This is a genomic window from Micromonospora sp. NPDC050200 (assembly GCF_040656135.1).
Lineage (GTDB): Bacteria > Actinomycetota > Actinomycetes > Mycobacteriales > Micromonosporaceae > Micromonospora.
The window spans coordinates 213391-238469 of record NZ_JBFALG010000002.1 but is presented as its reverse complement, the minus strand read 5'-3'; the positions used below and the strand labels follow the sequence as shown (position 1 = coordinate 238469).

Genomic DNA, 25079 nt, shown 5'->3' with positions numbered 1-25079 from the left:
GTCAGCTCCGGCCGCCGTAGACGGTGCGACCCGACTCGGTGACGTCCTTGCCGAGCCGGCGGGTCAGGTGCAGCCCCTCCAGCACGAACTCGATCCCGGCGGCGGCCTCCTCCGGGGTTGGCGCGTCGCCCATCCCGAGCCGGTCCAGCGCCTTGGCCAGCCCCGGCACGGTGCCGACCTGGCGCAGCAGCTCGGCCGAGGAGACCAGCTCCCCGGTCTCGATCACGGTGCCCTCGGCGACCAGACCGGTGAAGCCGGAGAGGTCCAGCCCGGCCAGCCGGGCCCGGAACGTCTCGGCGGTGGCGGTACGCAGCAGGTGGGCCAGGATCTCGATCTCGCGCCCCTCCTCGCCGCTCTCGAACTCCACCTTGCCGCGCAGGGTCGAGGTCACCGACACCGCGTCGCCGACCCGGGCGACCGGGACCTCGGGGCGTACCCCCTCGGCGGCGGGACCGGCGGCGAGCAGGCCGGAGCGGCGCAGCGCGGCCGCGGCGACGGTCTCGGCGGCGGCGATGGCGAAGCGGGCGGAGACGCCGGAACGCGGGTCGACCGACGGCGACTCGCGGACCGCGCGGGCGAACCGGGCGAGCACCTCCAGCACGTGCTCCGGCACCGCGGCGACCAGTTCGGCCTCCTGCCGGATCAGCGCCAGCTCCAGCTCCAGGTCGACCGGGTAGTGGGTGCGGACCTCCGCGCCGAAGCGGTCCTTGAGCGGGGTGATGATCCGGCCCCGGTTGGTGTAGTCCTCCGGGTTGGCGCTGGCCACCAGGAACAGGTCCAGCGGCAGCCGCAGCTGGTAGCCGCGGACCTGGATGTCCCGCTCCTCCAGCACGTTGAGCAGCGCCACCTGGATCCGCTCGGCCAGGTCGGGCAGCTCGTTGACCGCGAAGATGCCCCGGTTGGTGCGCGGCACCAGTCCGAAGTGGATGGTCTCCGGGTCGCCGAGGGTGCGTCCCTGGGCCAGCCGGATCGGGTCCACGTCGCCGATCAGGTCACCGACGCTGGTGTCCGGGGTGGCCAGCTTCTCGCCGTAGCGCATCGAGCGGTGCAGCCAGCCGACCGCCAGGTCGTCGCCGGCCTCGGCGACCAGCGCGCGGGAGGCCGGGGTGAGCGGGTGCATCGGATGCTCGTTGAGCGCGGAGCCGCCAATCACCGGGGTCCACTCGTCGAGCAGCGCCACCAGCGAGCGGATCAGCCGGGTCTTGCCCTGGCCGCGCTCGCCGAGCAGCACCATGTCGTGGCCGGCGAGCAGCGCCCGCTCGACCTCGGGGAGGACCGTGTCGTCGTAGCCGACGATGCCGGGGAAGCGGTCCTCGCCGGAGCGCATCCGGGCGAGGAGGTTGTCGCGGAGTTCCTGCTTGACGGTGCGGTGCCGGTGCCCGGCGGCGCGCAGTTCGCCGAGCGTGCCCGGCAGGTCGGCGGGCGGGACCGGGAGAACCTGGTGGGGCGCAGTCACCCGACCCACGCTAGCGCGGCCGGGTGACTGGCGGCCCGCTTCGTACCGGATCATTCCCGGCCGCAGCGCCGGCAGGCGCCACGGCGACGCAGGTGGTAGGCGTAGGTGGCGGCGCCGAGCGCCACCCCCCAGAACGGCCAGAGCAGCATCGGCGCGCCGGCCAGGCTGAATCCACCGGTCAGCTGCCAGAAGTCCGGGTTGGTGACCAGACCGAGGGTGGCCGCGGTGACCGCCAGCGAGACCAGGGCGGCCGGGACCACGGCGAGCAGCACCGGCACCCGGCGGCCGGCCAGGCCGACCATCCAGCCCGGGAACCGCTCACCCCAGCGCTGCACCAGCCCGAGGGTGAGGATCGCACCGACCACGGCGAACGCCCCCAGCCCCGCGCCGGCCCAGACCAGGCCGCTCTCCTGCATCTCGTCGAGAAAGCCGCGGGAGATGCCGAGCGGGATGCCCGCCGCCCAGGCGAACCGGGTGAGCGCGTACAGGGTGGGGATGGCCGCGGCGACGTACGCGGCCCATCGGCCCCACCGGGCCGCCGCGGCCGGGGTGGTCCAGCCGTGGTCCGTGCCGTCCCGGCCGCAGCCAGGGCACGCCCCGGCGGTGCGACGCTGCCAGCCGAGCACCGCCAGGGCCAGCAGTACACCGCCCGCCATAGCGGCGGCCTTGGCGAACAGCGCCCAGGTGAAGACGTCGGCGTAGTCGACCGGCGGCCAGCCGAACGGCGCGCCGAGGAGGAGCATCGGCGCGTAGCCGAGCACGACCAGCACCCGGGCGTCCGGCACGACCACGGCCAGCACGAACGCCACTGCCCAGCCGTAGCCGAGCAGCAGGGCCCGCAGCGGCCGGGACGGGTGCGCCGACGGTCCGCTCATGGCCAGCGCGGCGACCGCCGAGATCAGCAGCAGCGCCGCGAACAGCGGCGGCCCGACCGAAACCGGGACCAGCCGGAGCAGGTTGGCGCCGCCGCCGTCCGGGTCGTCGGCGCCGAACGGGTAGCCGGCGCCAGTGAGCGTGCCGATCAGGGCGAGGACGCCCCAGAGGCCGAGCCAGCCGGCCGCGAGCGGTGCGGCCCGGGAGCGGCGGTGGGTGGGAACTGTCGTTGTCGTCGTCATGGCCTCAGCATCGGCCGGCGGGCGGCCCGATCCCTCCCGTGCGGCGGTGAACCCGCTCCCCATGCCGGGGGATCGTCGGCCGAGCGCGGTACGCGCGACCCGCGCTGGATGTTGGCTCTCGCTGAGGACTTCAGTTGGCGGCCGCCGAGCTGCGGACTGAAATGTCGCCGCACCTCGTGTCACCGAAGATCGTCCCGCTGAGCATTTCCGTGGGCACATAGTGCTGCCACGCCGGTGACCCCAACCCCCGGGCAGCCGACCGCCGCCTACGCCCATCCCGGCCGACGCAGCCTCGCCGAGCAGGGCGGTGCGGGCCGGCTGGCGAAGTCGATGTCGGCGGGGGCCAGTCCGTCACCTTGGCAACGGGCCCGCCACGGCCGACGCTCCGACGACGGGGTGCCGCCGCGATCGGCGCGCCAACGCCCGGGCGCCGTGGTGTCGGCCCTATCCACGCCGACGTGTGCGTCGAGCCGGGGACTCGATCGGGTGGCTTGCTTGGTGTGGGAACCGAACCTCGATGTCGAGGCCGCCGGCGCGTCGGGGCCGGGCGCTGAGGGCCGCTCTGTGCGCGGTGGCGATCGCGCGGACGATGGCGAGGCCGAGTCCGTGGCCGTGTCCGTCGGGATTCCTCGTCCGCCGGCCGCCAAGCTGCCGGAATGGTTGGAACAGCGCCTCGAGTTCGTCGGGTGGGATCACCGGTCCTGAGTTGCCGACCCGGATGGTGCTCTGGGTTGCGGTGGTCGTCGTGCTGATCTTGACCCAGCCGCCCGGGCTGTTGTGCCGTATGGCGTTGTCGAGCAGGTTGACGACCAGGCGCTCGATCAGGTCGGGATCGCCTGCCGCGGGCGCCCGTTCGACACTGGGTTGCACCTGGATTCCTCGACGATCGGCGTCCTGCTGGCGGGAGGCGAGCACCTTGGTGGCGGTGTCAGCGAGGTCGAGTGGGGTGTTCAGTTGGAGGCTCTGTTGGCCTTGCGCCAAGGTGAGCAGTGCCTCGATGAGGCGTTCCTGCTGTTGGCCGAGCGCGAGGACTTCGTGGCAGGCGGAGCGCAGTGTCTCGACGGTGGCGTCCGGGTCGGCGAGCGCGACCTGGAGCACTGTCCGTTCGGCGGTGAGCGGGGTGCGCAGTTCGTGTGAGGCGTTGGCGACGAAGTGTCGCTGCGATTCGAACGAGGCCTCCAGACGCTGGAACAGGTCGTCGAGGGTCTCGGCGAGCTCGGTGAACTCGTCGTGCAGACCGGTCCGTCCGAGTCGCCGGTGCAGTTTGTTGGCGGAGATGTCGCGGGCGGTGGCCGTGATGTTGCGCAGGGGTCGCAGGAACCGGCCGGCGACGAACCAGCCGAGCACCAGAGAGACGACGACCATTCCGGCGATGCCCACCGCTGAGCTGGTGAGCTGCTGGTCGAGGTGGCTGTTGTCGCCTTGGACGTCGGCGGGGCCCGCGTACGGACCTGCGGGCGTGGCCTGGTTGGTGCCTAGCAGCGGAATGGCGAGCAGCACGATGCCGGAGAGCAGGAAGGGTACGGCGTACAGGAGGGTGAGCTGAAGGTGCAGGCTTCGCCGGGGAATTCGGAGGCGCCTCATCATGGTTCGCCGATCCGGTACCCGCCCTCGCGCACGGTGTGGACGATCGGCGGTTCGCCCAGCTTGGCCCGCAGCCGGCGGATGGTCGTCTTCACCGCCGTGGTGAAGGGGTCCGCCGCCTCGTCCCAGACCTGTTCGAGGAGTTCTTCCGCCGACAGCAGTCGGCCGTGCGCGGCGAGCAGGCACTCCAGGACGGCGAATTCCTTCGGACTGAGGTCCAGCCGCCGTCCGGCGCGGGTCGCGACGCGCCGGTTCGGGTCGAGCGTCACTTCTCCGTTGTCCAGGATCGGTGGCACGGCCGTGCCCGGCCGACGGCTGAGCGCTCGGACCCGGGCCACCAGTTCGGCGAAGTCGAAGGGCTTGGGCAAATAGTCATCGGCGCCCAGTCCCAGGCCGTCGACCCGCTGTTTCACCGTAGCGGCCGCGGTCAGCATCAGCACCCGCGTCGCCGCATGATCGTCCACGATACGCCGGCACACCTCGTCGCCCGGCACGCCGGGCAGGTCCCGGTCCAGCACCACCACGTCGTAGCGGTTCACGGACAGGTGTTCGAGGGCCGCGTCGCCGTCGAGGACCACGTCGACCGCCATGCCCTCCCGCCGCAATCCGGTCCCAACCGTACGAGCCAGAACCTCGAAATCCTCGACGACGAGTACACGCATGATCCCCACGATGCCAGTGCAAAGGTGTCGGCGCGGTGTCAGCACCCGTCACCCGGTTCGGTGTCGGTGCGGTGTCATCCGCCGACACCGGCCTGACACCAGTGTCGGCGTAGAACCGAGACCTGCAAACCGCGTGAGCAGGACGAGAGGGACACCCGATGGACATCGTGCTCGAGACCGATCAACTGGGAAAACGGTACGGCAGAGCGTGGGCGCTGCGAGACTGCTCGCTGCGCCTGCCCGCCGGGAGAGTGGCCGCGCTGGTCGGCCCCAACGGCGCAGGGAAGAGCACGCTGCTGCACCTGGCGGTCGGTCTGCTGCGGCCGGACGCCGGCGCCGTCCGGGTCTTCGGTCAGGCACCGTACGACAACATTGCGGTCCTGTCCGACATCGGCTTCGTGGCGCAGGACACCCCGCTGTACCGGGACTTCACGGCGGGCGAACTGTTCACCATGGGCGCCAAACTGAACCAGCGCTTCGACCTGGCGATGGCCCACCACCGCCTCACGCAGATCGGCATCCCACGCGACAAGGCCGTCGGCAAGCTGTCCGGCGGCCAGCGGGCGCAGGTCGCGCTCGCCCTGGCGATGGCCAAACGGCCACGGCTACTGCTGCTCGACGAACCGGTCGCCAGCATCGACCCGCTCGCCCGGCGCGAGTTCCTGCAGGCGCTGATCGGCGTCGTCGCCGAGACGGGCACCACCGTGCTGTTGTCCTCGCACCTCCTGGCGGACCTCGAACGCACCTGCGACTACCTGATCGTGCTGCACACGTCGCAGGTGAGGCTCACCGGCGGCGTCGACGCCCTGATCGCCGGACACCGGCAACTGGTCGGACCCCGGCACGGCGACCGGCCGCCGTCCGGGGTGGCGCACGTGGTCCGGGCAACCCACACCGACCGGCAATCGACACTGCTGGTCCGCACCGACGGGCCGATCCACGATCCCGCCTGGACAGCGCACGACGTGACCCTGGAAGACATCATCCTCGCCTACCTCGGCGACGGTGACACCCAGTCTGGCCGCACCCACGCGGCGTGGGGAGCGCCGGCATGATCTGGCTGACCTGGCGGCAACACCGCAAGCAGGCACTGTTCACCGCGATCGGCCTCGCGATCCTGGCCACGTTCATGATCCCGACCGGCCTGGCGATGCGGCACACCTTCGCCGACAAGGGACTGGCCGACTGCGTCCGTGCGCTGGGCACCGCCTCGCTGGTCCCGGCCAGCGCCGACACCTGCGGCAAAGCGTCCGCCGAATTCAACAGCCAGTACGGCACGATGAGCATGATCGGCATTCTGTTCCTCGTCCTGCCACTGCTCGTCGGGCTCTTCTGGGGCGCCCCACTGGTCGCCCGCGAGGTCGAGGCGGGCACCCACCGCATGGTCTGGACGCAGGGCGTCAGCCGACGGCACTGGGCCATGGTCAAGTTCGGTGTCGCCGGGGCCGGCGCGCTCGCCACCGCGGTCGTCTACGGACTGGGCATGTCGTGGTGGCTGACCCCGATCAGCCAGGCCGGGCAGCATGGCCGCTTCAACGTCTTCTTCTTCGACATGCAGGGCCCGGCGCCGATCGGCTACACGCTGCTAGCGGTAGCGCTGGGCGTCTTCGCCGGCACCATCTGGCCCAAGGTACTGCCCGCGATGACCGCGACCCTCACCGGATTCGTCGGCCTGCGCGTCACATTGACGACACTGGCGCGACCACACTACCTGCCCGCCCGCACCCTCACCCTCCCGATCAAGGACGCCACCGTACAGACCAACCCGGCCGCCGAGGACTGGATCCTCTCCTACGGCATCCGCGACTCCTCCGGCAGGATGCTCACGGCCAACGCGCAGATGGCCTGCGCGCCCGACGCTACGGGGCCGGGCGCAGCCTGCGGCGCCGACCTCGGCCTCGGCCCGGGCTCTTACAACTGGCAGCTCTACCAACCCGGCGACCGGTTCTGGCTGTTTCAGGGCATCGAGGCCGGCATCTTCGTCGCCATGGCGGCGCTGCTGCTCTACCTCGCCGTGCGTCGCATCCGTCGGATCGCGTGACCGACCGGCCGTGATCCGGCGCCCATCCCTGATCCACCTACGAGAGGAAGACCCTTGACGCGCAAGCTCACCCGCCTCGCCTTGGCGGCAGTAACCGGCGGTGCACTGCTGGCCGCCCCGGTGGCAGCCACAGCGGTCTTCGCCGGTACGTCACCCAATACCAGGACCCCGGACAGCCGGGGCCGCGCCGCTCCGCAGGACGCCCAGAAGGCGATCCTGGCCGCCTTCGACAGATACGACGTGGTCGCCGCGGCCAGCCCGAACGACGTCTTCCTCGATCTGCTCCGGAACCCCGCATTTCCCAACAAGGTCGACGACATCGCCGTGGAGTGCGGCAACTCGCTGTACCAGCCGCTGCTGGACCGCTACATCGCGGGCGAGGACGTGCCACTCGCCGAGGTGCGAAAGGTCTGGCGCAACACCACCCAACCCAGTTGTGGCTTCTCCGCCTTCTATGACCGGTTCTTCCCCCTGGTACGCCAAGTCAACAAGAACCTGCCACCGGCGAATAAACTGCGGGTGCTGGCCTGCGATCCGCCCATCGACTGGAGCAAGGTGACCAGCCCCGAGGAACTCGCGCCCTTCGAGGAACGGGATCGCACCATCGCCGCGGTGATGAAGAAGGAGGTCCTCACGAAGCACCGCAAGGCGCTCATGCTCTTCGGTATCAGTCACCTCCTACACGGCGGAGGCAGCGCGGTCGCGATGTACGAACAGCAGTTCCCCGGCGTGACCTATACCATCGTCACGCACTACGGCTTCCAGAAGGACAACGACCGACTCGAAGCGCGGATGGCCAACTGGCCGGTGCCGTCAGTCACTCCCTTCCACGGAACCTGGCTGGGGGAACTCGACTCGTCGTACTTCGAATCGCGGCCGGGGCAGCCAGCCGCCAGCAAGGGCTACCCGGGAGCCGACGCCTATCTCTACACCGGCCCCCGTGCCCTCATCCTCCGGCAGCCGATCGCCGCAGGCGCCGTTCTCGACATCGAATACATCGCCGAACTCCGACGGCGAGCCGCCGCCGTACAGGATCCCCCCGACGGCCTCATGCACCCGGAGACGTTCTTCAAGCACGAACTCGAATCAGGCCCGCTGGAATTCGGATCCTGACCACGGTGGCTGATCCCTCCACCGCCGGACGCACCCATTCATCGACGGATCCTTGACACTCTGCGAGGTCCCCCGGGGCTTGTCTGGTGGGCGGTCTCCGCAACGCGTTGGCCGCCCGCCGGACACACCTCAGCGCTTGATCCCCGTGTTGGAACGCCGACGGAGCCGGTGGCCTCAACTCACCCTGACAGACAGGAGGAGGCGGCAACTGCCGACGGAAGGAGGCGGGAAGCTTCGACGGTATGCGCGGAGCGGAGCGCCTCCGGAGGCGCGCGGTACGCGCGAAGCGGAGCACCTGCGCCGCCTTCCTGGTCTCATGCTTGATGGTCACGTCCGCGCGGATGGTGTAAGAGACGGCCATCGCGGGATCCGGTCTGATGTTATGTGGCGATCGGGGTGGGATCGCTGTGGTCGCTGTCGTGTTGGTCGGGCTGGACAGGGATGGGGCGGGCTTTGTTGAGTAGTTCCAGGCCCATGTAGCGGCGGCCTTCGGTCCATTCGTCGGTCTGTTCGGCCAGGACAGCGCCGACGAGGCGGATGATCGCCGCCCGGTCCGCGCCAGGATCGCCGTCCTGTCCAGGCGACGGACGACGCGGGTCACTGTCGCGCTCGCCGCCGTGTCGATCGCCATGTCCGGCTTCTCGACCGCGGCCGTCTACGCGATCGTCACCACGGAACTGGCTCTGCCGACGACGTTCCTCGGCGTCCGGGTCAGCGCCCAGGGTGCCGGGTCTGTCGTCGGCGGCCTGATCGTCGGCCGACTCATCGCTCGGCGGGGCCCGGTCGCCGTCGCTGTCGCCGGGACGGTGCTGTTCGCCGCCGGCTGTCTGGCGCGTTGCCTGCCCTGGTGGCCGGTCACGATCGCCGCCTCGGTGGTCGCGGGCATCGGCCTGCCCTGGACCCTGGTCGCCGCGGTGACCGCAGTGCAGACGCACACGCCGGCGGCGCTGCTCGGCCGGGTCTCCGCGACGGCCAACACCGCGATGTTCGGGCCCGTCGCTCTGGCGATCCCACTCGGCTCGGCAGCCGTACACCTCGGCGCTCGCTCATCGCGGCTGCCGTGATCTGCCTGGCGGCGGTGGTAGCCACGTCCCACCACCCATCGACGCGGCGGAACACCGAACGCCCCGCCGGAGGTCCATCAACCGACCGGGAGACAGCGGCACAACGGTTCAGCCCGACGGGGTGACGAAACCCGACTCGTACGCGGCGATCACCGCCTGGGTGCGGTCCCGGACACCGAGCTTGGCCAGCACGTTGCCGACGTGGGTCTTGACCGTCTCCACCCCCACCACGAGCTGCCCGGCGATCTCGGTGTTGGACAGCCCGGTGGTCATCAGCCGCAGCACCTCCGCCTCCCGCTCGGTCAGCCGCGCCCCGGCCAGCCGGTCCCCGCCCGGCCCCGCGTACGCCCCGGCGAGGCGGCGGATCGCGGCCGGGAAGAGCAGCGAGTCACCGGCGGCGACCGCCCGGACGGCGGTCACCACCTCCGCCGGGCGGGCCCGCTTGAGCAGGAACCCGCTCGCGCCGGCGCGCAGCGCCTCGTAGACGTACTCGTCGTTCTCGAAGGTGGTGACCACGAGGACGCGCGGCGGGTCGGCGGAGGCGGCGAGCAGCCGCCGGGTGGCCTGGATGCCGTCGATGGCCGGCATCCGCACGTCCATCAGCACCACCCGGGGCCGCAGCTTCGCCACCAGCGGCGGCACCTCGGCGCCGTCGGCGGCCTCCCCCACCACCCGCAGGTCCGGCTGGGCGTCGATGATCGCCCGCAGCCCGACCCGGATCAGCTCGTCGTCGTCGACGATCAGCACGTCCGTGCTCACCGCGTCTCCCCCCTCGGCACCGGCAGCCACACCCGGACCCGCCAGTGGCCGCCCTCCGGGCCGGCGGTGATCCGCCCGCCGAGCAGCAGCACCCGTTCCCGCATGCCGTCCAAACCACGGCCGCCGCGTCCCGGCCGCGCCGCGCCACCCAGCGCGTTCTCCAGCTCGATCTCCAAGCAACGACGACTCCAGCTCGGCCCGTCGGACGCCGCACCGCGACCTGGAGCCGTCGCCTCCCCGGGTACGTCCACCCGCAGGCGCACCGGGCCGCGGCCGTACCGGGCGGCGTTGGTCAGCCCCTCCTGCACGATCCGGTAGCCCTCCCGGGACACCGCCGCGGGCAGCTCCGCCAGCTCGCCGTCGACCCGCACCTTCACCGGCAGCCCGGCCGCCCGGGTGTCCGCGACGAGCCGGTCGAGCTGGGCCAGGGTGCGCTGCGGCGCGGTGCCGGCCGGGGTACGAGCAGCGTCCCCGGTCTCCCGGAGCAGGCCGAGCACGTGGTCCAGGTCGTCCATCGCGTGCCGGCTGGTCTCCTCGATCGCGGCGAGCGCACGGCGGGCGAACTCCGGGTCGTCGTCGAGGAGTTCGCGGGCCGCGCCGGCCTGGAGGGTGGCCACGGTCAGCGCATGGCCCACCGAGTCGTGCAGCTCCCGGGCCAGCCGGTTGCGTTCGGCGAGCCGGGTGGCGCGAGCCTCCAGGGCGGCGATCCGTTCGCCCTGGGACGGGCCGAGCAGCACCGGCGTCATCGACGAGGCGAGCGCGCCCAGCCCGGCGACCGCGTACCCGAGGCCGAGCAGCATCAGCACCCCGGTGAGGGTGAGCCAGCCGGTCGCCCGCCCGTCGATCGGGCCGAAGCCGTCCCGGGCGACGATCTCCGCGCCGATGCCGAACTGCGCGGCGATGAACGCCAGCGCCATCGGCAGGGCGCTGATCAGCGCGAACATCACCAATCCACCGACGATCATGTGCAGGGCGATCCAGAGTGCGGCGCGCAGCCGGGTCTCCCGGTCGGCCGGGTGCCCGGCGGCGGGCTCCGGCAGCGACACGCCGAGCAGGGCGCGGGCGGCGGCGATCTCCAGCGCCCGGCTGCCGTCGAGGAAGAACGGCACCGCGCCGATGACGGCGGCGATCGCCACCAGCGGGAAGACCAGCAGCCGGGGCACCTCCCCGCGCGAGAGCAGCTGGACGAAGGTGCCGACCAGCAGCACGTACGGCAGCGCGAGCACCCCGCCGAGCAGCAGGAACACGCCGCGTCGGCAGGTGCTGCCACGGATCAGCGGCGCGATCAGCGCCCGAGGACTCACCCGGCCATTGTCCCGCCCCGCCGCGCCCGGCGACTCCCCCGCATCGGGGAGATCAGCGCGGCGCCCTGGTGGCTAGGCCCACCGAGGCTCAGCGGTGCTCCTCCACGTACCTCTCCGGGTCCTTGTCGGCGAAGGCCAGGTTGCGGCCGTTCTTGTGCTCGCCGTAGAACGTCAGCCAGCGGGCACCCAGCTCGGCGCGGAGTTCGACGCCGGCGTGCCGGCGGAAGTCCGGCAGCGCCCCGTCCTCCTCCTCGGCGAGGTGCTCGCTGTTCTCCCGGCGGGCTTTCCACACCGCCGCCCACCACTCGTCGGAACCCACCGGGTGCAGCTTCGACTCGGCGATGGCGTCGCGGATCTCGTTGTGGTCGCCGATGGCGTCGGTGGTCTCGTCCTCGCCGTCGTCGCCGTGCCGCACCAGGTGCGGGTAGAGGATCGTCTCCTCCGCCTCGGCGTGGATGTCCAGGTGCAGGGCGAGCGCCTCCCAGACGGCCAGCAGCTCGGCGGGGTCGCGGGCGTCGTCGAGCCGGGCGAAGCCGCGCCGGAAGGCGGCGTGGTCGTCCAGGATCAGCGCGGTGATGTCGTCCATGCCGCTCACTTCCCCGCTCGGGCGCGGATCAGCTTCGGTACCGCGGCCAGCCCGGTGACCGGCCGGAACTGCCGGGCGGCGGTGGCCAGGGCGGCGTACTCGTCGTCGGTGAGGTCGATCTCGGCGGCGGCGGCGTTGCGTTCCATCTGCTCCACGCCGGACGCGCCGGGGATGGCCACCACGTTCGGGTGGTGCAGCAGGTAGGCCAGCGCGATCTGGCTGGGGGTGGCGTCGTGCGCCTCGGCGACCTCGCGCAGCGTCGCGATCAGGGCGGTGCCGCGGGCCAGGTTCTCCGGCAGGAAGTACGGGTTGGCCCGGCGCACCGCCCCACTCGGCGGGTGCTTCGGGTCGTACCGGCCGGAGAGGAAGCCCTGCGCGAGCGGGCTGTACGCGATGACGATCCGGCCGGCCTGCTCCGCGTACGGGATCAGATCCTCCTCGGGACCCCGGTCGACCATGCTGTAGCGGACCTGGTTGCTCAGTACCCGCCGGCCCAGCGCCGCCTCGGCGAACTGCCAGCGGCGCAGGCTGTAGTTGCTCACCCCGACCTCGGCGACCAGGCCGACGTCCTGCAACGCGGCCATGCCGCGCATGGTGGTGGTGTCGGCGACCACCGGGTTGGGCTGGTGCACCTGGTAGAGGTCGATGCCGCGGACGCCGAGCCGGGCCGCCGAGGCGATCGCCCGCTGCTGCACCACCGGGGCGACCGGCAGCACCGGGAAGATCTTGGTGGCCACCACGACCTTGTCCCGGTCGGCGCCGAGGGCGGCCCCGAGGATCCGCTCGCTGCGGCCGAAGCCGTACAGCTCGGCGGTGTCGAAGAGGGTGACCCCCAGGTCGAGCGCCCGCCGGACGATGTCCACCGCCCGGCGCTCGTAGTCGGGGCCGTAGCCCCACTCCCTGGAGCCGAACTGCCAGGTACCGAGACCGATCTTGGAAATGGGCTTGGGGGTCTCCAGCGGGATGTATCGCATGATTCGACGCTACCCGGATAATCCGGTAGGGCACCGGTGTTGGCTCCCATGTTGACGCACGCCGGAACACCCGGCCCCGACACCGGAACCGGAACCGCGACGCTCATCGTGCCGACTAGATCCGGAAGACCCGCACGATCCATGCGGTGTCGATCAGCGTGTGTGGAGCGATGGCGTGGTAGGCCCACAGATGAACCCAGGCGTTGCCGGTCCGCACGGTGAGGAACGCCTTGAACATGCCGGGGAACGTGTAGACCAGCAGCACCAGCCCGATCGAGGTGACGGCCTGCCCGACCGTTTCGAACCGGGCCCAGGCATCCCCGAGGTGCAGTGCGGCGTACGTCAGGCCGCCCAGCAGCACGGCACCCGAGGTGCCGGTCAGCCGGGCGAATCGCGGTACCAGGATCGCCTGCACGAAGACGAGCGTCGGCAGGCCGGTGCCGAGCAGGTACAGGGTGAAGGTGAGGGGTATCCCGAGCGTGAGCTGGCGAGGGTCCAGGGCCAGGATCGCGGCACTGAGGCCGACGAGTTGGCTGACCGCGCTGAACACCAGGACGACGCCGATGACGAGGAGATCACGACGTCGGTCGGAGCTGCGCAGGCACAGTGCGGTGCGGTCGTAGCGGCGGCGGAACCACAGGTACGGCGCGACCGCGTACACGGTGAGGTTGTAGGCGCACCAGCCGAGGGTCTCAGGGATCCCGATGGGCTCATGGCCGCCGATCAGTGTCCCTGCGAGGTGGAAGCTGATCGGGTGCCATCCCAGCGCGATCCCGATGGCCGCTCCGAGCAGTTGGGCCGCCAGCCCGTACGCCAGGACCCCGATCGTCTCGCGGCGGGCGGTCGGAGCCGCCGGGGCCCGCCCGGCGATGTCCGGCGCCGAGCGCCGGGTGAGGGCCCAGACGAGCAGCGAGAGCACGACGACCTCTGCCCCTGCGCTCGCACCGATCTCGACGAGCGTTATTTGATACGACTGTGCCACGAAGAGAACTTAACACGGCTGTGCTAAAAAGAGGAATGCCGAAAATCGTGGACACCGTCGCCCGTCGTGCCGCGCTGGCCGAGGCCGTCTGGCGGGTCGTCCGCCGGGAGGGACTCGCCCACGCCTCCGTGCGCAACGTCGCCCAGGAGGCCGGCCTGTCGACCGGATCGCTGCGCAACTCGTTCGCGTCCCAGTCACAGCTGACGGTGTTCGCCATGCGCCTGGTGGCGGAGCGGATCCAGGCCCGCATCGAGGCGATCGACGTCACGGGCGACCCGGTGGACGTCGCCGAACGGGTGATAGCGGAGATGCTTCCCCTGGACGCCGAACGGCTCGCCGAGTGTCAGGTGTGGCTGGCCTTCTCCGCCCAGTCGATGGTCGACCCGGAACTCGGGGCGCTCAGCGGGGAGATGCACCAACTGCTCCTGCGAGCCTTCACCAACATCGTCGACCGGGTGGCCGGACCCGGCGTCGACCGCCCGTTGAATGCCCACCGGCTCTACGCCCTGGTCGACGGACTGATCCTGCACATGACGTTGCACGGCGAGAGCCCCGACCGGAGCAGGGCGGTCATCCGGGCCCACCTCGACGCCCTGGCCCCCACCGGCTGACCGCAGAACGAGCAGCGCGGACCACGGGCGGTGGCGGACCCGGCGGGAGTTACGCTCATGATCGTGACCTACCTCGCCGCGGACGACCGCTACGACTCGATGACCTACCGGCGCAGCGGGCGCAGTGGCCTGCGGCTGCCCGCCATCTCCCTCGGCCTGTGGCACAACTTCGGCCCGGACCGGCCCTTCGAGCGACAGCGGGACATCGTCCGCCGGGCGTTCGACCTCGGGGTCACCCACTTCGACCTGGCCAACAACTACGGTCCGCCGCCCGGCGCGGCGGAGGAGGCCTTCGGCCGGCTGCTGGCCACGGACCTCAAGCCGTACCGGGACGAGCTGGTGATCTCCAGCAAGGCCGGCTACCTGATGTGGCCCGGCCCGTACGGCGAGTGGGGCTCGCGCAAGTACCTGGTCTCGTCGCTGGACCAGTCGCTGCGCCGGATGGGGCTGGACTACGTCGACATCTTCTACTCGCACCGGTTCGACCCGGACACCCCGCTGGAGGAGACGATGGGCGCGCTGGACGCCATCGTCCGCTCCGGCAAGGCGCTCTACGTCGGCATCTCCAACTACGACTCGGAGCAGACCGCCCGGGCCGCGGCGATCCTGCGCGATCTGGGCACGCCGCTGCTGATCAACCAGCCGTCGTACTCGATGCTCAACCGCTGGACCGAGGACGACGGCCTGCTGGACACGCTGGAGGAGGTCGGCGCCGGCTGCATCGCGTACAGCCCGCTGGCCCAGGGCCTGCTCACCGACCGTTACCTCGCCGGCGTCCCGGACGACTCCCGGGTACGCACCAGCATCTTCCTCAACGAGAGCGACCTGACCGAGGAGAAGCTGGCCACGATCCGCGACCTGGGCAAGGTGGCCGCGCGGCGGGGGCAGACCCTCGCCCAGCTCGCTCTCGCCTGGGCGCTGCGCGACCCGCGGATGACCAGCCTGATCATCGGCGCGAGCAGTGTGGCCCAGCTGGACGGAAACGTCGCCGCGGTGCAGAACCTCGACTTCACCGCCGAGGAGCTGGCCGAGATCGACCGCCTGCTCGGCTGAGCCGCCGACCCGACCCGACACGCCCGGCCGCCGTCCGTCCCGGCCCTCGTCCGTCCCGGCTGCCCGCCCGTCCCGGCCGCCCGCCCGTCGTGGGCGGTGCCGTGGGCGGGCGCCAGGGTGCGGCCCGGCCGGGGTCACCATGCGGCGGCGGCCGGCGCGGTGGTTGCGCACCTCGCAGGGGCGGCCCGGCGGGACCGTGCTGCGTTGAGAGCTCGTCTCACCGTGTCCGCGAGGGCCTCGGTCAGGTGCCGACGTAGGCCGCCAGGTGCTCGCCGGTGAGGGTGGAGCGGGCGGCGACGAGGTCGGCGGGTGTGCCCTCGAAGACGATCCGGCCGCCGTCGTGGCCGGCGCCGGGGCCGAGGTCGATGATCCAGTCGGCGTGCGCCATGACCGCCTGGTGGTGCTCGATGACGATGACCGACTTGCCGGAGTCGACGAGCCGGTCGAGCAGGCCGAGCAGATGCTCGACGTCGGCGAGGTGGAGGCCGGCGGTCGGCTCGTCGAGGACATAGACGCCGCCCTTCTCGGCCATGCGGGTGGCCAGCTTGAGCCGCTGCCGCTCGCCGCCGGACAGTGTGGTGAGCGGCTGGCCGAGGCTGAGGTAGCCGAGCCCGACGTCGGCGAGCCGGTCGAGGATGGCGTGCGCGGCCGGCGTGCACGCCTCGCCGGCGCCGAAGAACTCCTCGGCCTCGGTCACCGGCATCGCGAGCACCTCGGCGATGTTGCGGCCCCCGAAGGTGTACTCGAGCACCGAGGCCTGGAACCGCTTCCCCTCGCACTCCTCGCAGGTGGTGGCGACACCGGCCATCATCGCCAGGTCGGTGTAGATGACGCCGGCGCCGTTGCAGGTGGGGCAGGCGCCCTCGGAGTTGGCGCTGAACAGCGCCGGCTTCACGCCGTTCGCCTTCGCGAACGCCTTGCGGATCGGATCGAGCAGTCCGGTGTACGTCGCCGGGTTGCTGCGCCGCGAGCCCTTGATCGCTGCCTGGTCGACCGACACCACCCCGTCCCGGCCCGAGACCGAGCCGTGGATCAGGGAGCTCTTTCCCGACCCGGCCACGCCGGTGACCACCACCAGCACGCCGAGCGGGATGTCGACGCCGACGTCCCGCAGGTTGTGGGTGCCGGCGCCGCGCACCTCCAGCACCCCCGACGGCGTCCGCACCGATGGCTTCAGGGAGGCGCGGTCGTCCAGGTGCTGCCCGGTGAGCGTGCCGCTGGCGCGCAGCCCCTCGACGGTGCCCTCGAACACCAACTCGCCGCCCTCGGTGCCTGCGCGCGGGCCGAGGTCGACGACGTGGTCGGCGATCGCGATCATCTCCGGCTTGTGCTCCACGACGAGCACCGTGTTGCCCTTGTTCCGCAGCCGCAGCAGCAGGTTGTTCATCCGCTGGATGTCATGGGGGTGCAGGCCCGTGGTGGGCTCGTCGAAGACGTAGGTGACGTCGGTGAGCGAGGAGCCGAGTTGGCGAATCATCTTGACGCGCTGCGCCTCGCCACCCGACAGCGTGCCCGACGGACGGTCGAGGCCGAGGTAGCCGAGCCCGATCTCGACGAACGAGTCGAGGATCCCCCCCAGCGAAGCCAGCAGCGGCGCCACCGACGGTTCGTGCAGACCGCGCACCCATCCGGCGAGGTCGCTGATCTGCATCGCGCAGGCGTCGGCGATGTTGATCCCGTTGATCTTCGACGATCGAGCCGCCTCACTGAGCCGGGTGCCGTCGCACTCGGGGCAGGTGGTGAAGGTGATCGCCCGCTCCACGAAGGCGCGGATGTGCGGCTGCAGCGAGTCGACGTCCTTGGACAACATCGACTTCTGGATCTTCGGGATCAAGCCCTCGTACGTCAGGTTGATGTTGTCGACCTTGATCTTGGTCGGCTCCTTGTGGAGCAGGTCGTGGAGCTCCTTCTTGGTGTACTTGCGGATCGGCTTGTCCGGGTCGAGGAAGCCGGAGCCGCTGAAGATGCGGCCGAACCAGCCGTCGACGCTGTAGCCGGGGATCGTGAGCGCACCCTCGTTGAGCGACTTGCTGTCGTCGTACAGCGCAGACAGGTCGAAGTCGGTGACCGAGCCCCGGCCTTCGCAGCGCGGGCACATGCCGCCAGTGATGTTGAAGCTGCGCCGCTCCTTCACGGTCTTCCCGCCGCGCTCGAGCGTGACCGCGCCCGCTCCGCTGATCGAGGCGACGTTGAAGGAGAACGCCTGGGGCGAGCCGATGTGCGGCTGCCCGAGTCGGCTGAAGAGGATGCGCAGCATCGCGTTGGCGTCGGTGGCGGTGCCGACCGTGGAGCGGGGGTCGGCACCCATCCGCTGCTGGTCGACGATGATCGCGGTCGTCAGCCCTTCGAGTACGTCGACCTCGGGCCGCGCCAGCGTCGGCATGAAACCCTGCACGAAGGCGCTGTAGGTCTCGTTGATCAGCCGCTGCGACTCCGCGGCGATCGTGCCGAACACCAGAGAGCTCTTGCCCGAGCCGGAGACGCCGGTGAACACCGTCAGCCGGCGCTTCGGGATCTCGACGCTGACGTCCTTGAGGTTGTTCTCGCGCGCGCCGTGCACGCGGATCAGATCGTGGCTGTCGGCACCGTGCAGCGCAGGCGACTGCGATTCGGTCCTCGTGGCCATGCTCATCATGTCTCCATCTGTCGGGCGGGCCCGCCTTCGCGGTCTCCGTCGGCGTCGCCTGGCTCGATCTGACCAGCTTCGAGCAGTACGTCTGGTTCTCCTCCGCTTCGGCCGGTGGAGCCTCCGGGCCCCGGCCACGCGGCGCGCCCGGCCGAGGCGTCAGACCAACCAGCGGCCGTCGCGCATCAGCTCGCGGTCAGGCAGTTCGTTCACCTCGCGCCAAGCCTGGATGCGGCGCGGGGAGATGCGGCTCGACTTCGCCCTCGATCATGATCACGTCGCGGGTGTGGCCCAGCCCCAGCCGAACGGCCCGGGTGGCGGCCAGGTTCCTACCGGTCGGGCTGTCCGTCGGCGTGGCCATCATGGCTGCGACCACCGGACGGCTCAGCGGAGCTCGTTGATGCGGATCAGGTTGCCCGCCGGATCGCGGAAGGCGCAGTCGCGAACGCCGTACGGCTGCTCGGTCGGCTCCTGGACGACCTCGGCGCTGCTGGCCTGCAGCCGCTCGAAGACGCCGTCGAGGTCGGCGGTGGCCAGGGTGATGCGGGCGTAGGTGCCCTTGGCCATCATCTCGACGATGGTGCGGCGCTCGTCGTCGGTGACGCCGGGGTCGGCGGCCGGCGGCTCCAGGACGATGGACATGCCGGGCTGGCCGGCGGGGCCGACCGTGATCCACCGCATCCCGCCGTATCCGACGTCGTTGCGGACCTCGAAGCCGAGGGTGTCGCGATAGAAGGCCAGGGCGGCGTCCGGGTCGGTTTGCGGGAGGAAAGCGTAGTGAATGGTGATGTCCATGGCGGTCAGGCTAGTTGCGGCTTCGTGACCCCCGCTTCTCGATTCCTGATCGGTCTGGTCACCTGTTTCGCCACGCACGACGGCATCCCCGCCGTCGCGCGCGCCGCATGGCGGCGGTAGGTGCTGGGCGGCACACCGACCAACTCGGTGAAGCGAGTGCTGAAGGTGCCCAGCGACGCCCAGCCGACCGCAAAACAGACCTCGGTGACGCTGAGGTCGCCACGACGCAGCAGCGCCATCGCGCGCTCGACGCGCCGCGTCATCAGATAGGCGTACGGCGACTCGCCGTAGGCCAGCCGGAACTCGCGGCTGAGGTGCCCGGCCGACATGTTCACGCCGCGGGCGAGCGCCTCGACGTCCAGCGGCTGCGCGTACTCCCGGTCGATCCGGTCGCGGACGCGGCGCAGCCGCGCGAGGTCGCGCAGGTGCTGCGCCACGGCGGGTCTGCTGGTCACCTGCGAAATCGTGCCACGTCGCGCCGGAGTTGCCCAGCGCCGCCGGCGTCCCACCCCACTCAAGCCCAGGCTTGCCTGGCTAACGCTGTTAGCCTAGACTGGCTAATGACGTTAGCCACCGATGCGCCTGGAGCAGACATGACAACGTTATCCGCCACCACGCTCGGCCGGGCCGCTCTGTGGGTCGCCGCCGGAGCCGCCGCAACTGCCGCTGTCGCATCCATCCCGGTCGTACTCGACGCCGACGGGCCGACCACCATCGTCGAAACCTGGCGGACATACGGCCTTGCCGTGTTCGCGATTCTGTTCGCTGTACTGGCTCGCCGACCCCACGCCTCGCGGGGCGTATGGGCCGCGATCATCCTGAACAAGGTTGCGCTGACCGTCACGGCGATCATCTATGCGGGGCAGGGCGGCATACCCGGCAGCGGAGCAATCATCGGGTGGGACGGTGCACTCGCCCTGTTGCTGATCGCCGCCTTCGTCCTCACCAGAGGTTGGATTCGAAGCGCTTCGCCGGCCTCGCCGTCAGGCGACCGGACCGTCCGCGCGTGAGCCGTCGTGACGAGGTGATCGACGCCGCGGAGCGAATCCTCGAAGCCGAGGGCCTGTCAGCCCTCACCATGCGACGGCTTGGTGAGGAACTCGCCATGCGGGCGCCTTCGCTGTACAAACACGTGGCCGGCAAGCCCGAAATCGAGGCGGCACTGCAAGAGCGGGCGCTGCGCCAGGTCGGCGCGGCGCTCGCCGCCGCCGGTCCAGGGCTTCGCGGCCTCGCCGCGGCCTACCGTTCCTGGGCGACGAAGCACCCGCGGCTGTACGACCTGGCCACCAGGCGACCGCTGCGGCGAGACGATACGACGGTCGCAGCCGAGGCGTACGCCGAGGAGCCTCTGCTCGCCGTCCTCGGGGGGAACCGCGACACCGCCCGGGCCTTGTGGGGCGTCGCGCACGGACTCGTCGACCTGGAGTTGGCTGGCCGGTTCCCGCCGGATGCCGACCTGGACGCCACCTGGGATGCCGCCATGAGGGCCTTCAGCAGGGAATTCCTGGCAGCCGGTCCAGTGGCGGACGACGCTGACGACTCGGTCCGCGACTGAGGTCGTGGCGGGATTGGGCAGTTGGGGTTTGAGATGCCCACGTGCATGTTCAGAGCAGGCAGACTGAGATACTCCGGCCCTGGAGGCCGGGGTGATGGGGAACGGGACGCGACCGGACGTGGCGGTGCCCGCACGGACCACGTCGGCGCACGGCGCGGGCTGGGTGCTGCGTTGACTCTACGAGCGCCACGGATTCGTCGTGGAAGCCCAGGACCCGATCGATGTCTTCATGGTGCGACCGCCGGGGGCGATGGCGAGCACCGCTGCGAAAGCCTGACCTGCGACGGCGCGGCGGTTTTCGACAAGGCCCATCCCGAGACATATGGGAAATGACAATCAGCGGCACAGTTGATCGTCTATCAACTGTGCCGCTGATTTGCGGTTACAAGGTGGAGCCGAGGGGACTCGAACCCCTGACCCCCACACTGCCAGTGTGGTGCGCTACCAGCTGCGCCACGGCCCCTTGCTGTCGTCCCCGGTGTCCCGGGCACGCAGAGAACTATACACACGCCGGCCGGCATGGTCATCTCGCGGGGTCCCCACCCCGCGGCGCCTAGTTCAGCGCCACGTCGGGCGGAAAGTGGGCGACCGCCGCCATCATCCCGCCCTGCCTCCGCAGCACCATCGGCCACAGGTCGTCCGGCCGGTCGACGAAGGCGTCCCCGGGCAGCGCGTCGAAGACGAACCAGGAGCCGTCCTCGACCTCCTGCTCCAACTGCCCCGAACCCCACCCGGAATAGCCGGCGAAGACCCGGATGCCGCCGATGCCGTCGCGCAGCTTCTCCGGGTCGGCCGACAGGTCGACGGTGCCCACCGCGCCGGAGATCTGCTGGAAGCCCTTGAGCCGCCGCATCGGGTGCCGCATCCGGGCCAGGCAGATCGCCGATTCCGGCTGCACCGGGCCGCCCTCGAAGAGCACCGCGGGGTGGCGGGCCAGGTCGCTCCAGTCACCCAGCACGTCGGCCACCGGCACCTCGGTCGCCCGGTTGAGCACCACGCCGAGCGCCCCGCCGGCCTCGTGGGCGACCAGCAGCACCACCGTGCGATCGAAGTTCGGATCCTTGAGGGCCGGAGTCGCGACCAGCAGCCGCCCGGTCATGGACTCCATGGCTCGACCGCCGATCGCCCGTCCCTCCTCCTGCATCTCGGACACCGTCAGCCACGCGCCGGGTCGTGGAACCGGTCGCCGTCGGCCATCCGCGCTGTCACCGCCATGCCTGGCACGATAGCTTGCGCCCGGGGTGGTGGCTAAGGTCTGACCGGCGGATGATCGAGCGGGAACGAGGGAGAATCGATGGGTCTGACGGCGGACATCGCGGTGATCGGCGGGTCGGGGCTCTACGCGCTGCTCGACGGCGCGACCGAGCACGTGGTCGAGACGCCGTACGGGGCTCCCTCGGACGCGGTCACCGTCGCGGAGGTGGGCGGCCGGCCGGTGGCCTTCCTCCCCCGGCACGGCCGCGACCACCGGCACCCGCCGCACCTGATCCCGTACCGGGCCAACCTGTGGGCGCTGCGGTCGCTCGGGGTACGCCAGGTCCTCGCCCCGTGCGCGGTGGGCGGGCTCCGGCCGGAGCTGGGCCCGGGCACCTTCGTGGTCCCCGACCAGCTGATCGACCGCACCAGCGGCCGGGCTCAGACCTACTACGACCGGGGCGCGGTGCACGTACCCTTCGGTGACCCGTACTGCCCGGTCGGGAGGCGTACGCTGCTGGCCGCCGCGGCCGGCCGGGACGTGGCGGCGGTGGACGGCGGCACGGTGGTGGTGGTCGAGGGCCCGCGCTTCTCCACCCGCGCCGAGTCCCACTGGTACGCCGCGACGGGCGGCACGGTGGTCAACATGACCGGCCACCCGGAGGCGGTGCTCGCCCGCGAGCTGGCCCTCTGCTACACCTCCATCGCGCTCGTCACCGACCTGGACGCCGGTGTGCAGGCCGGCGAGTCGGTCACCCAGGAGGAGGTGTTCCGGGTCTTCGCCGAGAACACCGACCGACTGCGTGGGGTGCTGCTGGACGCGGTGGGCGCGCTGCCGACCGACCGGGACTGCCCGTGCGGGCACGCCCTGGACGGCATCAAGACCCCCTTCCTGCTGCCCTGAGCGGCACCGGCCGGGTTGTGCCGGGCACGGTGAGCGGCAAAGCGCCCGACTTGTCCATCTGCCCCGGATAGATTCGGCAGGTCGGGGGCCCGTTCACCGGGGCGTCCGGCGGGCGCCGACGCGCCGGGACACGGAGGCAGGGGGCGATGGCGACCGTCCGGGAGACCACGTACGAGTTGCTCCGAGCCCTCGGGCTGACCACCGTCTTCGGCAACCCCGGCTCCACCGAGCAACCCTTCCTCCAGGACTTCCCGGCGGACTTCCGCTACGTGCACGCCCTGCAGGAGGCTTCCGCGGTGGCGATGGCCGACGGGTACGCGCAGGCCACCGGACGCCCGGCGCACGTCAACCTGCACACCGCCCCGGGTACCGGCAACGGCATGGGCAACCTCGTCACCGCCTGGCACAACCGGACCCCGCTGATCGTCACGGCCGGCCAGCAGAGCCGGGAGATGCTGCTGCTGGAGCCCCGGCTGGCCAACCGAGCGCCGACCGAGCTGCCCCAACCGTACGTGAAGTGGAGCCACGAGCCGGTCCGCGCGCAGGACATCCCGGCGGCGGTCATGCGGGCGTACGCGACCGCCGCCCAGCCGCCGACGGGGCCGGTCTTCCTGTCCCTGCCGCTCGACGACTGGGGCCAGCCGGCGGACCCGCCGCCCCAGGTCCGTACCGTGGCCACCCGCTTCGGGCCCGATCCCCGGCGGCTGCGGGAGTTCGCCGCGGTGCTGGCCGCCAGCCACTCGCCGGTGCTGGTGTTCGGCGCGGCGGTGGACCGGGCGGCGGCCTGGCCGGTCGCGGTGGCGGTGGCCGAGCGGCTGGCCGCGCCGGTCTGGTCGGCCCCGGCGCCGGAGCGGGCCGCGTTCCCGGAGCAGCATCCGCACTACCGGGGGGTGCTGCCCTACGCGATCGCGCCGCTGGCCGGGAAGCTGCGCGGGCACGACACGGTGCTGGTCGTCGGCGCGCCGGTGTTCCGGTACTACCCGCACATCCCGGGCGCGCACCTGCCCGACGGCACCCGGCTGCTGCACGTCACCGACGACCCGGACGAGGCCGCCCGAGCACCGGTCGGGGACAGCCTGCTCGGGGACGCCGGGCTGACCCTCGCCGCGCTGCTGGACCTGCTGCCGGCGGCCGACCGACCGGCGCCGGAGCCGCGGCCGGCGGCGGCACCGCCGAAGCCGGCTGGTTCGCCGGACGCGGACGCGCTCTTCGCCGCGCTGGCGGCCTGCTGGCCGACCGACGGGGTGCTGGTCCAGGAGTCACCGTCCAACCTGGCCGCGCTGCGCCGCCGGCTGCCGGTGGTCCGGCCGGCGTCGTACTTCACCATGGCCAGCGGCGGGCTCGGGTACGGCCTGCCGGCGGCGGTCGGCATCGCCCTCGCCGAGCGGGACACCGGTCGGGGCCGGCCGGTGATCGCGGTGATCGGTGACGGCTCGTTCCACTACTCGGTGCAGGCGCTGTGGACCGCCGCCTGCCTGCGCCTGCCGGTCGTCGTACTGGTGCCGGTCAACCAGCAGTACGCGATCCTCAAGTCGTTCGCCGAGCTGAAGCACACGCCGGACGTGCCCGGGCTCGATCTGCCCGGGCTGGACATCACCGCGATCGCCCGGGGCTACGGCTGCGCCACCCGGGTCGTCGGCGCGCCGGACGAACTGCCCGACGCGCTGGCCGACGCGCTGCGCGCCGACGGCCCGACGGTGCTGCCGGCGCCGATCAGCACCGAGGTGCCCCGGATACTCTGACCGTCACCCGGCCCGCTGGGTCAGCACCCGACCGGTGAGCACGTCGAGCACCGGCCGGCCGCCGAGCGGCGCGGAGAGGGTGACCGTCACCGGCTCCAGCTTCAGCTGGTCGGTGCAGACGCCGGTGGACCGGACGACCCCGCCGCCGACCACGACCGCGTCCTCGTGCTCCTGCACCAGCGGGGTGATCCCGGTGTCGCAGGCGCCCACCCCGAGCAGGTAGGTCAGCCGGCCCCCGTCCACCCGCTCGATGTGCTCGGCGCCCACCACGCCGGCGGGGGCCGGCCGGGCCGGTGCCGTCGACTCGGGCACCGGGGTGATCGACTGCGGCGCCACGGCGACCCGGGCCACCGGGGCGGCCAGTCCCTCCACGGTGAACAGCCAGGCCGGCACGTCGGCCAGACCCCGGCTGGTGCGGACCGGGGCGGTGCCGAGCGTGACCGCGGTGACGGTGAGCGGGACGCAGGCGGTGGTGACCTGGCTGGAGACCGGCCCGTCCGGACCCGGCCTGACCGTCGGGCCGGGCACCTTCGGCCGCCCCTCGCACGGCGGCGGGTCGCCCTGGTCCAGTTGCCGGTACGCCTCGGCGGCGCTGACCAGCGGCGCCGTCATCGTGCCGTCGGGGAACCGGATCGTGCCGTCGGGCGGGCGGGCAGCCGGCACCTCGACCTGGTCGCGGTACCAGCCGGCGCGGAAGGCGGTCTCGGTGTCGGTGGTGAAGCCGGGGTCGCCGACGAGGACCGTCTGGTCCTGCAACGGCACGTACCCGGTCCGCCAGGCCGGTCCGGGGCGCCAGGCCCCGACGACCTCCGCGGCCCGCTGGTCGAACGCCTCCCAGCGGTGGTCCGGGCTGGTGGCGGACGGCCCGCCGGCCGGGTCCGAGCCGGCCGGTGCGCAGCCCGCCACGGTGATCACCAGGGGCAGGCCCAGCAGGGCGAGAAGTCGACGCATACCGCTTG

General features: G+C 71.7%; 23 protein-coding genes, 1 tRNA gene and 2 pseudogenes. 10 read left to right on the top strand and 16 right to left on the bottom strand.

Annotated elements, in window-relative coordinates; all coding sequences use genetic code 11:
• Position 1 precedes the first annotated feature (1 nt).
• From AB0I41_RS02625 to AB0I41_RS02610, 4 genes are all read right to left on the bottom strand, one after another.
• The gene (locus tag AB0I41_RS02625; protein WP_357101024.1) at positions 2 to 1465 is read right to left on the bottom strand and encodes a magnesium chelatase; all 1464 of its coding nucleotides are present in this window, start codon (positions 1463 to 1465) and stop codon (positions 2 to 4) included.
• Between the two features lie 41 nt (positions 1466 to 1506).
• Positions 1507 to 2571 (bottom strand): hypothetical protein, encoded by a 1065-nt coding sequence (locus tag AB0I41_RS02620; protein ID WP_357101022.1) that lies wholly within the window; start codon positions 2569 to 2571, stop codon positions 1507 to 1509.
• Positions 2572 to 3015: 444 nt separating this feature from the next.
• A complete protein-coding gene (locus AB0I41_RS02615; protein WP_357101020.1) occupies positions 3016 to 4158 on the bottom strand; it encodes an ATP-binding protein in 1143 nt (380 codons plus the stop codon).
• Positions 4155 to 4817, bottom strand: a complete 663-nt coding sequence (locus tag AB0I41_RS02610; protein ID WP_357101219.1) for a response regulator transcription factor — start codon at positions 4815 to 4817, stop codon at positions 4155 to 4157. The genes AB0I41_RS02615 and AB0I41_RS02610 overlap by 4 nt, the downstream gene beginning before the upstream one ends.
• Before the next feature lie 158 nt (positions 4818 to 4975).
• Between AB0I41_RS02610 and AB0I41_RS02605 the strand changes: the two genes are divergently transcribed.
• Genes AB0I41_RS02605 through AB0I41_RS02595 form a run of 3 tightly spaced genes read left to right on the top strand, consistent with a single transcriptional unit; the run spans position 4976 to position 7971 of the window.
• Positions 4976 to 5872: an ABC transporter ATP-binding protein gene (locus tag AB0I41_RS02605; RefSeq protein WP_357101018.1), complete on the top strand. Its 897-nt coding sequence runs from the start codon at positions 4976 to 4978 to the stop codon at positions 5870 to 5872.
• Positions 5869 to 6858, top strand: a complete 990-nt coding sequence (locus tag AB0I41_RS02600; protein WP_357101016.1) for a transporter — start codon at positions 5869 to 5871, stop codon at positions 6856 to 6858. The genes AB0I41_RS02605 and AB0I41_RS02600 overlap by 4 nt, the downstream gene beginning before the upstream one ends.
• A gap of 54 nt (positions 6859 to 6912) precedes the next feature.
• A complete protein-coding gene (locus AB0I41_RS02595; protein ID WP_357101014.1) occupies positions 6913 to 7971 on the top strand; it encodes a hypothetical protein in 1059 nt (352 codons plus the stop codon).
• A 380-nt stretch (positions 7972 to 8351) separates the two neighbouring features.
• Here AB0I41_RS02595 and AB0I41_RS02590 read toward each other — a convergent pair.
• Positions 8352 to 8525, bottom strand: a pseudogene (locus AB0I41_RS02590) (IS256 family transposase); the annotation flags it as partial.
• On the opposite strand from AB0I41_RS02590, the pseudogene AB0I41_RS02585 reads away from it, so the two are divergent.
• Positions 8517 to 9160, top strand: a pseudogene (locus AB0I41_RS02585) (MFS transporter); the annotation flags it as partial. The pseudogenes AB0I41_RS02590 and AB0I41_RS02585 overlap by 9 nt on opposite strands.
• On the opposite strand, the gene AB0I41_RS02580 reads toward AB0I41_RS02585, so the two are convergent.
• The 5 genes from AB0I41_RS02580 to AB0I41_RS02560 form a co-directional block, all read right to left on the bottom strand.
• Positions 9144 to 9794, bottom strand: coding sequence for a response regulator transcription factor (locus AB0I41_RS02580; RefSeq protein ID WP_357101012.1), 651 nt, complete (start codon positions 9792 to 9794; stop codon positions 9144 to 9146). The pseudogene AB0I41_RS02585 and the gene AB0I41_RS02580 overlap by 17 nt on opposite strands.
• Positions 9791 to 11098: a histidine kinase gene (locus AB0I41_RS02575; RefSeq protein WP_357101010.1), complete on the bottom strand. Its 1308-nt coding sequence runs from the start codon at positions 11096 to 11098 to the stop codon at positions 9791 to 9793. The genes AB0I41_RS02580 and AB0I41_RS02575 overlap by 4 nt, the downstream gene beginning before the upstream one ends.
• Before the next feature lie 88 nt (positions 11099 to 11186).
• The gene (locus AB0I41_RS02570; RefSeq protein WP_357101008.1) at positions 11187 to 11684 is read right to left on the bottom strand and encodes a hemerythrin domain-containing protein; all 498 of its coding nucleotides are present in this window, start codon (positions 11682 to 11684) and stop codon (positions 11187 to 11189) included.
• Positions 11685 to 11689: 5 nt separating this feature from the next.
• Positions 11690 to 12658 carry an aldo/keto reductase gene (locus AB0I41_RS02565; protein ID WP_357101006.1) on the bottom strand — a complete coding sequence of 323 codons (969 nt, stop codon included), beginning with the start codon at positions 12656 to 12658 and terminating at the stop codon, positions 11690 to 11692.
• A gap of 115 nt (positions 12659 to 12773) precedes the next feature.
• Complete coding sequence (locus tag AB0I41_RS02560; protein ID WP_357101004.1) at positions 12774 to 13640, bottom strand: hypothetical protein; 867 nt, start codon at positions 13638 to 13640, stop codon at positions 12774 to 12776.
• Between the two features lie 47 nt (positions 13641 to 13687).
• On the opposite strand from AB0I41_RS02560, the gene AB0I41_RS02555 reads away from it, so the two are divergent.
• Complete coding sequence (locus AB0I41_RS02555; protein WP_357101002.1) at positions 13688 to 14251, top strand: TetR family transcriptional regulator C-terminal domain-containing protein; 564 nt, start codon at positions 13688 to 13690, stop codon at positions 14249 to 14251.
• Between the two features lie 57 nt (positions 14252 to 14308).
• Positions 14309 to 15304: an L-glyceraldehyde 3-phosphate reductase gene (gene mgrA, locus AB0I41_RS02550; RefSeq protein ID WP_357101000.1), complete on the top strand. Its 996-nt coding sequence runs from the start codon at positions 14309 to 14311 to the stop codon at positions 15302 to 15304.
• A gap of 241 nt (positions 15305 to 15545) precedes the next feature.
• On the opposite strand, the gene AB0I41_RS02545 is transcribed toward mgrA, so the two are convergent.
• The 3 genes from AB0I41_RS02545 to AB0I41_RS02535 form a co-directional block, all read right to left on the bottom strand.
• On the bottom strand, positions 15546 to 17930 hold the full coding sequence (locus AB0I41_RS02545) for an excinuclease ABC subunit UvrA (protein WP_357100998.1): 2385 nt from the start codon (positions 17928 to 17930) through the stop codon (positions 15546 to 15548).
• A gap of 384 nt (positions 17931 to 18314) precedes the next feature.
• The gene (locus tag AB0I41_RS02540) at positions 18315 to 18725 is read right to left on the bottom strand and encodes a VOC family protein (protein WP_357100996.1); all 411 of its coding nucleotides are present in this window, start codon (positions 18723 to 18725) and stop codon (positions 18315 to 18317) included.
• Positions 18726 to 18730: 5 nt separating this feature from the next.
• A complete protein-coding gene (locus AB0I41_RS02535) occupies positions 18731 to 19180 on the bottom strand; it encodes an AraC family transcriptional regulator (protein ID WP_357100994.1) in 450 nt (149 codons plus the stop codon).
• A 138-nt stretch (positions 19181 to 19318) separates the two neighbouring features.
• Between AB0I41_RS02535 and AB0I41_RS02530 the strand changes: the two genes are divergently transcribed.
• Both AB0I41_RS02530 and AB0I41_RS02525 read left to right on the top strand, forming a co-directional pair.
• On the top strand, positions 19319 to 19735 hold the full coding sequence (locus AB0I41_RS02530) for a hypothetical protein (RefSeq protein ID WP_357100992.1): 417 nt from the start codon (positions 19319 to 19321) through the stop codon (positions 19733 to 19735).
• Complete coding sequence (locus tag AB0I41_RS02525; protein WP_357100990.1) at positions 19732 to 20280, top strand: WHG domain-containing protein; 549 nt, start codon at positions 19732 to 19734, stop codon at positions 20278 to 20280. The genes AB0I41_RS02530 and AB0I41_RS02525 overlap by 4 nt, the downstream gene beginning before the upstream one ends.
• A gap of 390 nt (positions 20281 to 20670) precedes the next feature.
• Here the strand turns inward: AB0I41_RS02525 and AB0I41_RS02520 are convergent.
• Both AB0I41_RS02520 and AB0I41_RS02515 read right to left on the bottom strand, forming a co-directional pair.
• Positions 20671 to 20743 (bottom strand) — tRNA-Ala (locus AB0I41_RS02520).
• Between the two features lie 90 nt (positions 20744 to 20833).
• Complete coding sequence (locus tag AB0I41_RS02515; protein ID WP_357100988.1) at positions 20834 to 21424, bottom strand: YqgE/AlgH family protein; 591 nt, start codon at positions 21422 to 21424, stop codon at positions 20834 to 20836.
• Positions 21425 to 21574: 150 nt separating this feature from the next.
• Here AB0I41_RS02515 and AB0I41_RS02510 point away from each other — a divergent pair, with 150 nt between their 5' ends.
• On the top strand, positions 21575 to 22378 hold the full coding sequence (locus tag AB0I41_RS02510) for an S-methyl-5'-thioadenosine phosphorylase (RefSeq protein ID WP_357100986.1): 804 nt from the start codon (positions 21575 to 21577) through the stop codon (positions 22376 to 22378).
• A gap of 146 nt (positions 22379 to 22524) precedes the next feature.
• Positions 22525 to 24120 carry a benzoylformate decarboxylase gene (mdlC, locus tag AB0I41_RS02505; RefSeq protein WP_357100984.1) on the top strand — a complete coding sequence of 532 codons (1596 nt, stop codon included), beginning with the start codon at positions 22525 to 22527 and terminating at the stop codon, positions 24118 to 24120.
• 3 nt (positions 24121 to 24123) lie between these two features.
• Here the strand turns inward: mdlC and AB0I41_RS02500 are convergent, their stop codons facing one another.
• Complete coding sequence (locus AB0I41_RS02500) at positions 24124 to 25071, bottom strand: hypothetical protein (protein WP_357100982.1); 948 nt, start codon at positions 25069 to 25071, stop codon at positions 24124 to 24126.
• Positions 25072 to 25079: the final 8 nt, after the last annotated feature.

What these genes read in the sequence shown, in the direction of transcription:
- AB0I41_RS02620 (WP_357101022.1), bottom strand. Translation starts at nt 2,571, where the DNA reads ATGACGACGACAACGACAGTTCCCACCCACCGCCGCTCCCGGGCCGCA.
- AB0I41_RS02615 (WP_357101020.1), bottom strand. Translation starts at nt 4,158, where the DNA reads ATGATGAGGCGCCTCCGAATTCCCCGGCGAAGCCTGCACCTTCAGCTC.
- AB0I41_RS02610 (WP_357101219.1), bottom strand. Translation starts at nt 4,817, where the DNA reads ATGCGTGTACTCGTCGTCGAGGATTTCGAGGTTCTGGCTCGTACGGTT.
- AB0I41_RS02605 (WP_357101018.1), top strand. Translation starts at nt 4,976, where the DNA reads ATGGACATCGTGCTCGAGACCGATCAACTGGGAAAACGGTACGGCAGA.
- AB0I41_RS02600 (WP_357101016.1), top strand. Translation starts at nt 5,869, where the DNA reads ATGATCTGGCTGACCTGGCGGCAACACCGCAAGCAGGCACTGTTCACC.
- AB0I41_RS02570 (WP_357101008.1), bottom strand. Translation starts at nt 11,684, where the DNA reads ATGGACGACATCACCGCGCTGATCCTGGACGACCACGCCGCCTTCCGG.
- AB0I41_RS02565 (WP_357101006.1), bottom strand. Translation starts at nt 12,658, where the DNA reads ATGCGATACATCCCGCTGGAGACCCCCAAGCCCATTTCCAAGATCGGT.
- mgrA (WP_357101000.1), top strand. Translation starts at nt 14,309, where the DNA reads ATGATCGTGACCTACCTCGCCGCGGACGACCGCTACGACTCGATGACC.
- AB0I41_RS02545 (WP_357100998.1), bottom strand. Translation starts at nt 17,930, where the DNA reads ATGGCCACGAGGACCGAATCGCAGTCGCCTGCGCTGCACGGTGCCGAC.
- AB0I41_RS02540 (WP_357100996.1), bottom strand. Translation starts at nt 18,725, where the DNA reads ATGGACATCACCATTCACTACGCTTTCCTCCCGCAAACCGACCCGGAC.
- AB0I41_RS02530 (WP_357100992.1), top strand. Translation starts at nt 19,319, where the DNA reads ATGACAACGTTATCCGCCACCACGCTCGGCCGGGCCGCTCTGTGGGTC.
- AB0I41_RS02515 (WP_357100988.1), bottom strand. Translation starts at nt 21,424, where the DNA reads ATGCAGGAGGAGGGACGGGCGATCGGCGGTCGAGCCATGGAGTCCATG.
- AB0I41_RS02510 (WP_357100986.1), top strand. Translation starts at nt 21,575, where the DNA reads ATGGGTCTGACGGCGGACATCGCGGTGATCGGCGGGTCGGGGCTCTAC.
- mdlC (WP_357100984.1), top strand. Translation starts at nt 22,525, where the DNA reads ATGGCGACCGTCCGGGAGACCACGTACGAGTTGCTCCGAGCCCTCGGG.
- AB0I41_RS02500 (WP_357100982.1), bottom strand. Translation starts at nt 25,071, where the DNA reads ATGCGTCGACTTCTCGCCCTGCTGGGCCTGCCCCTGGTGATCACCGTG.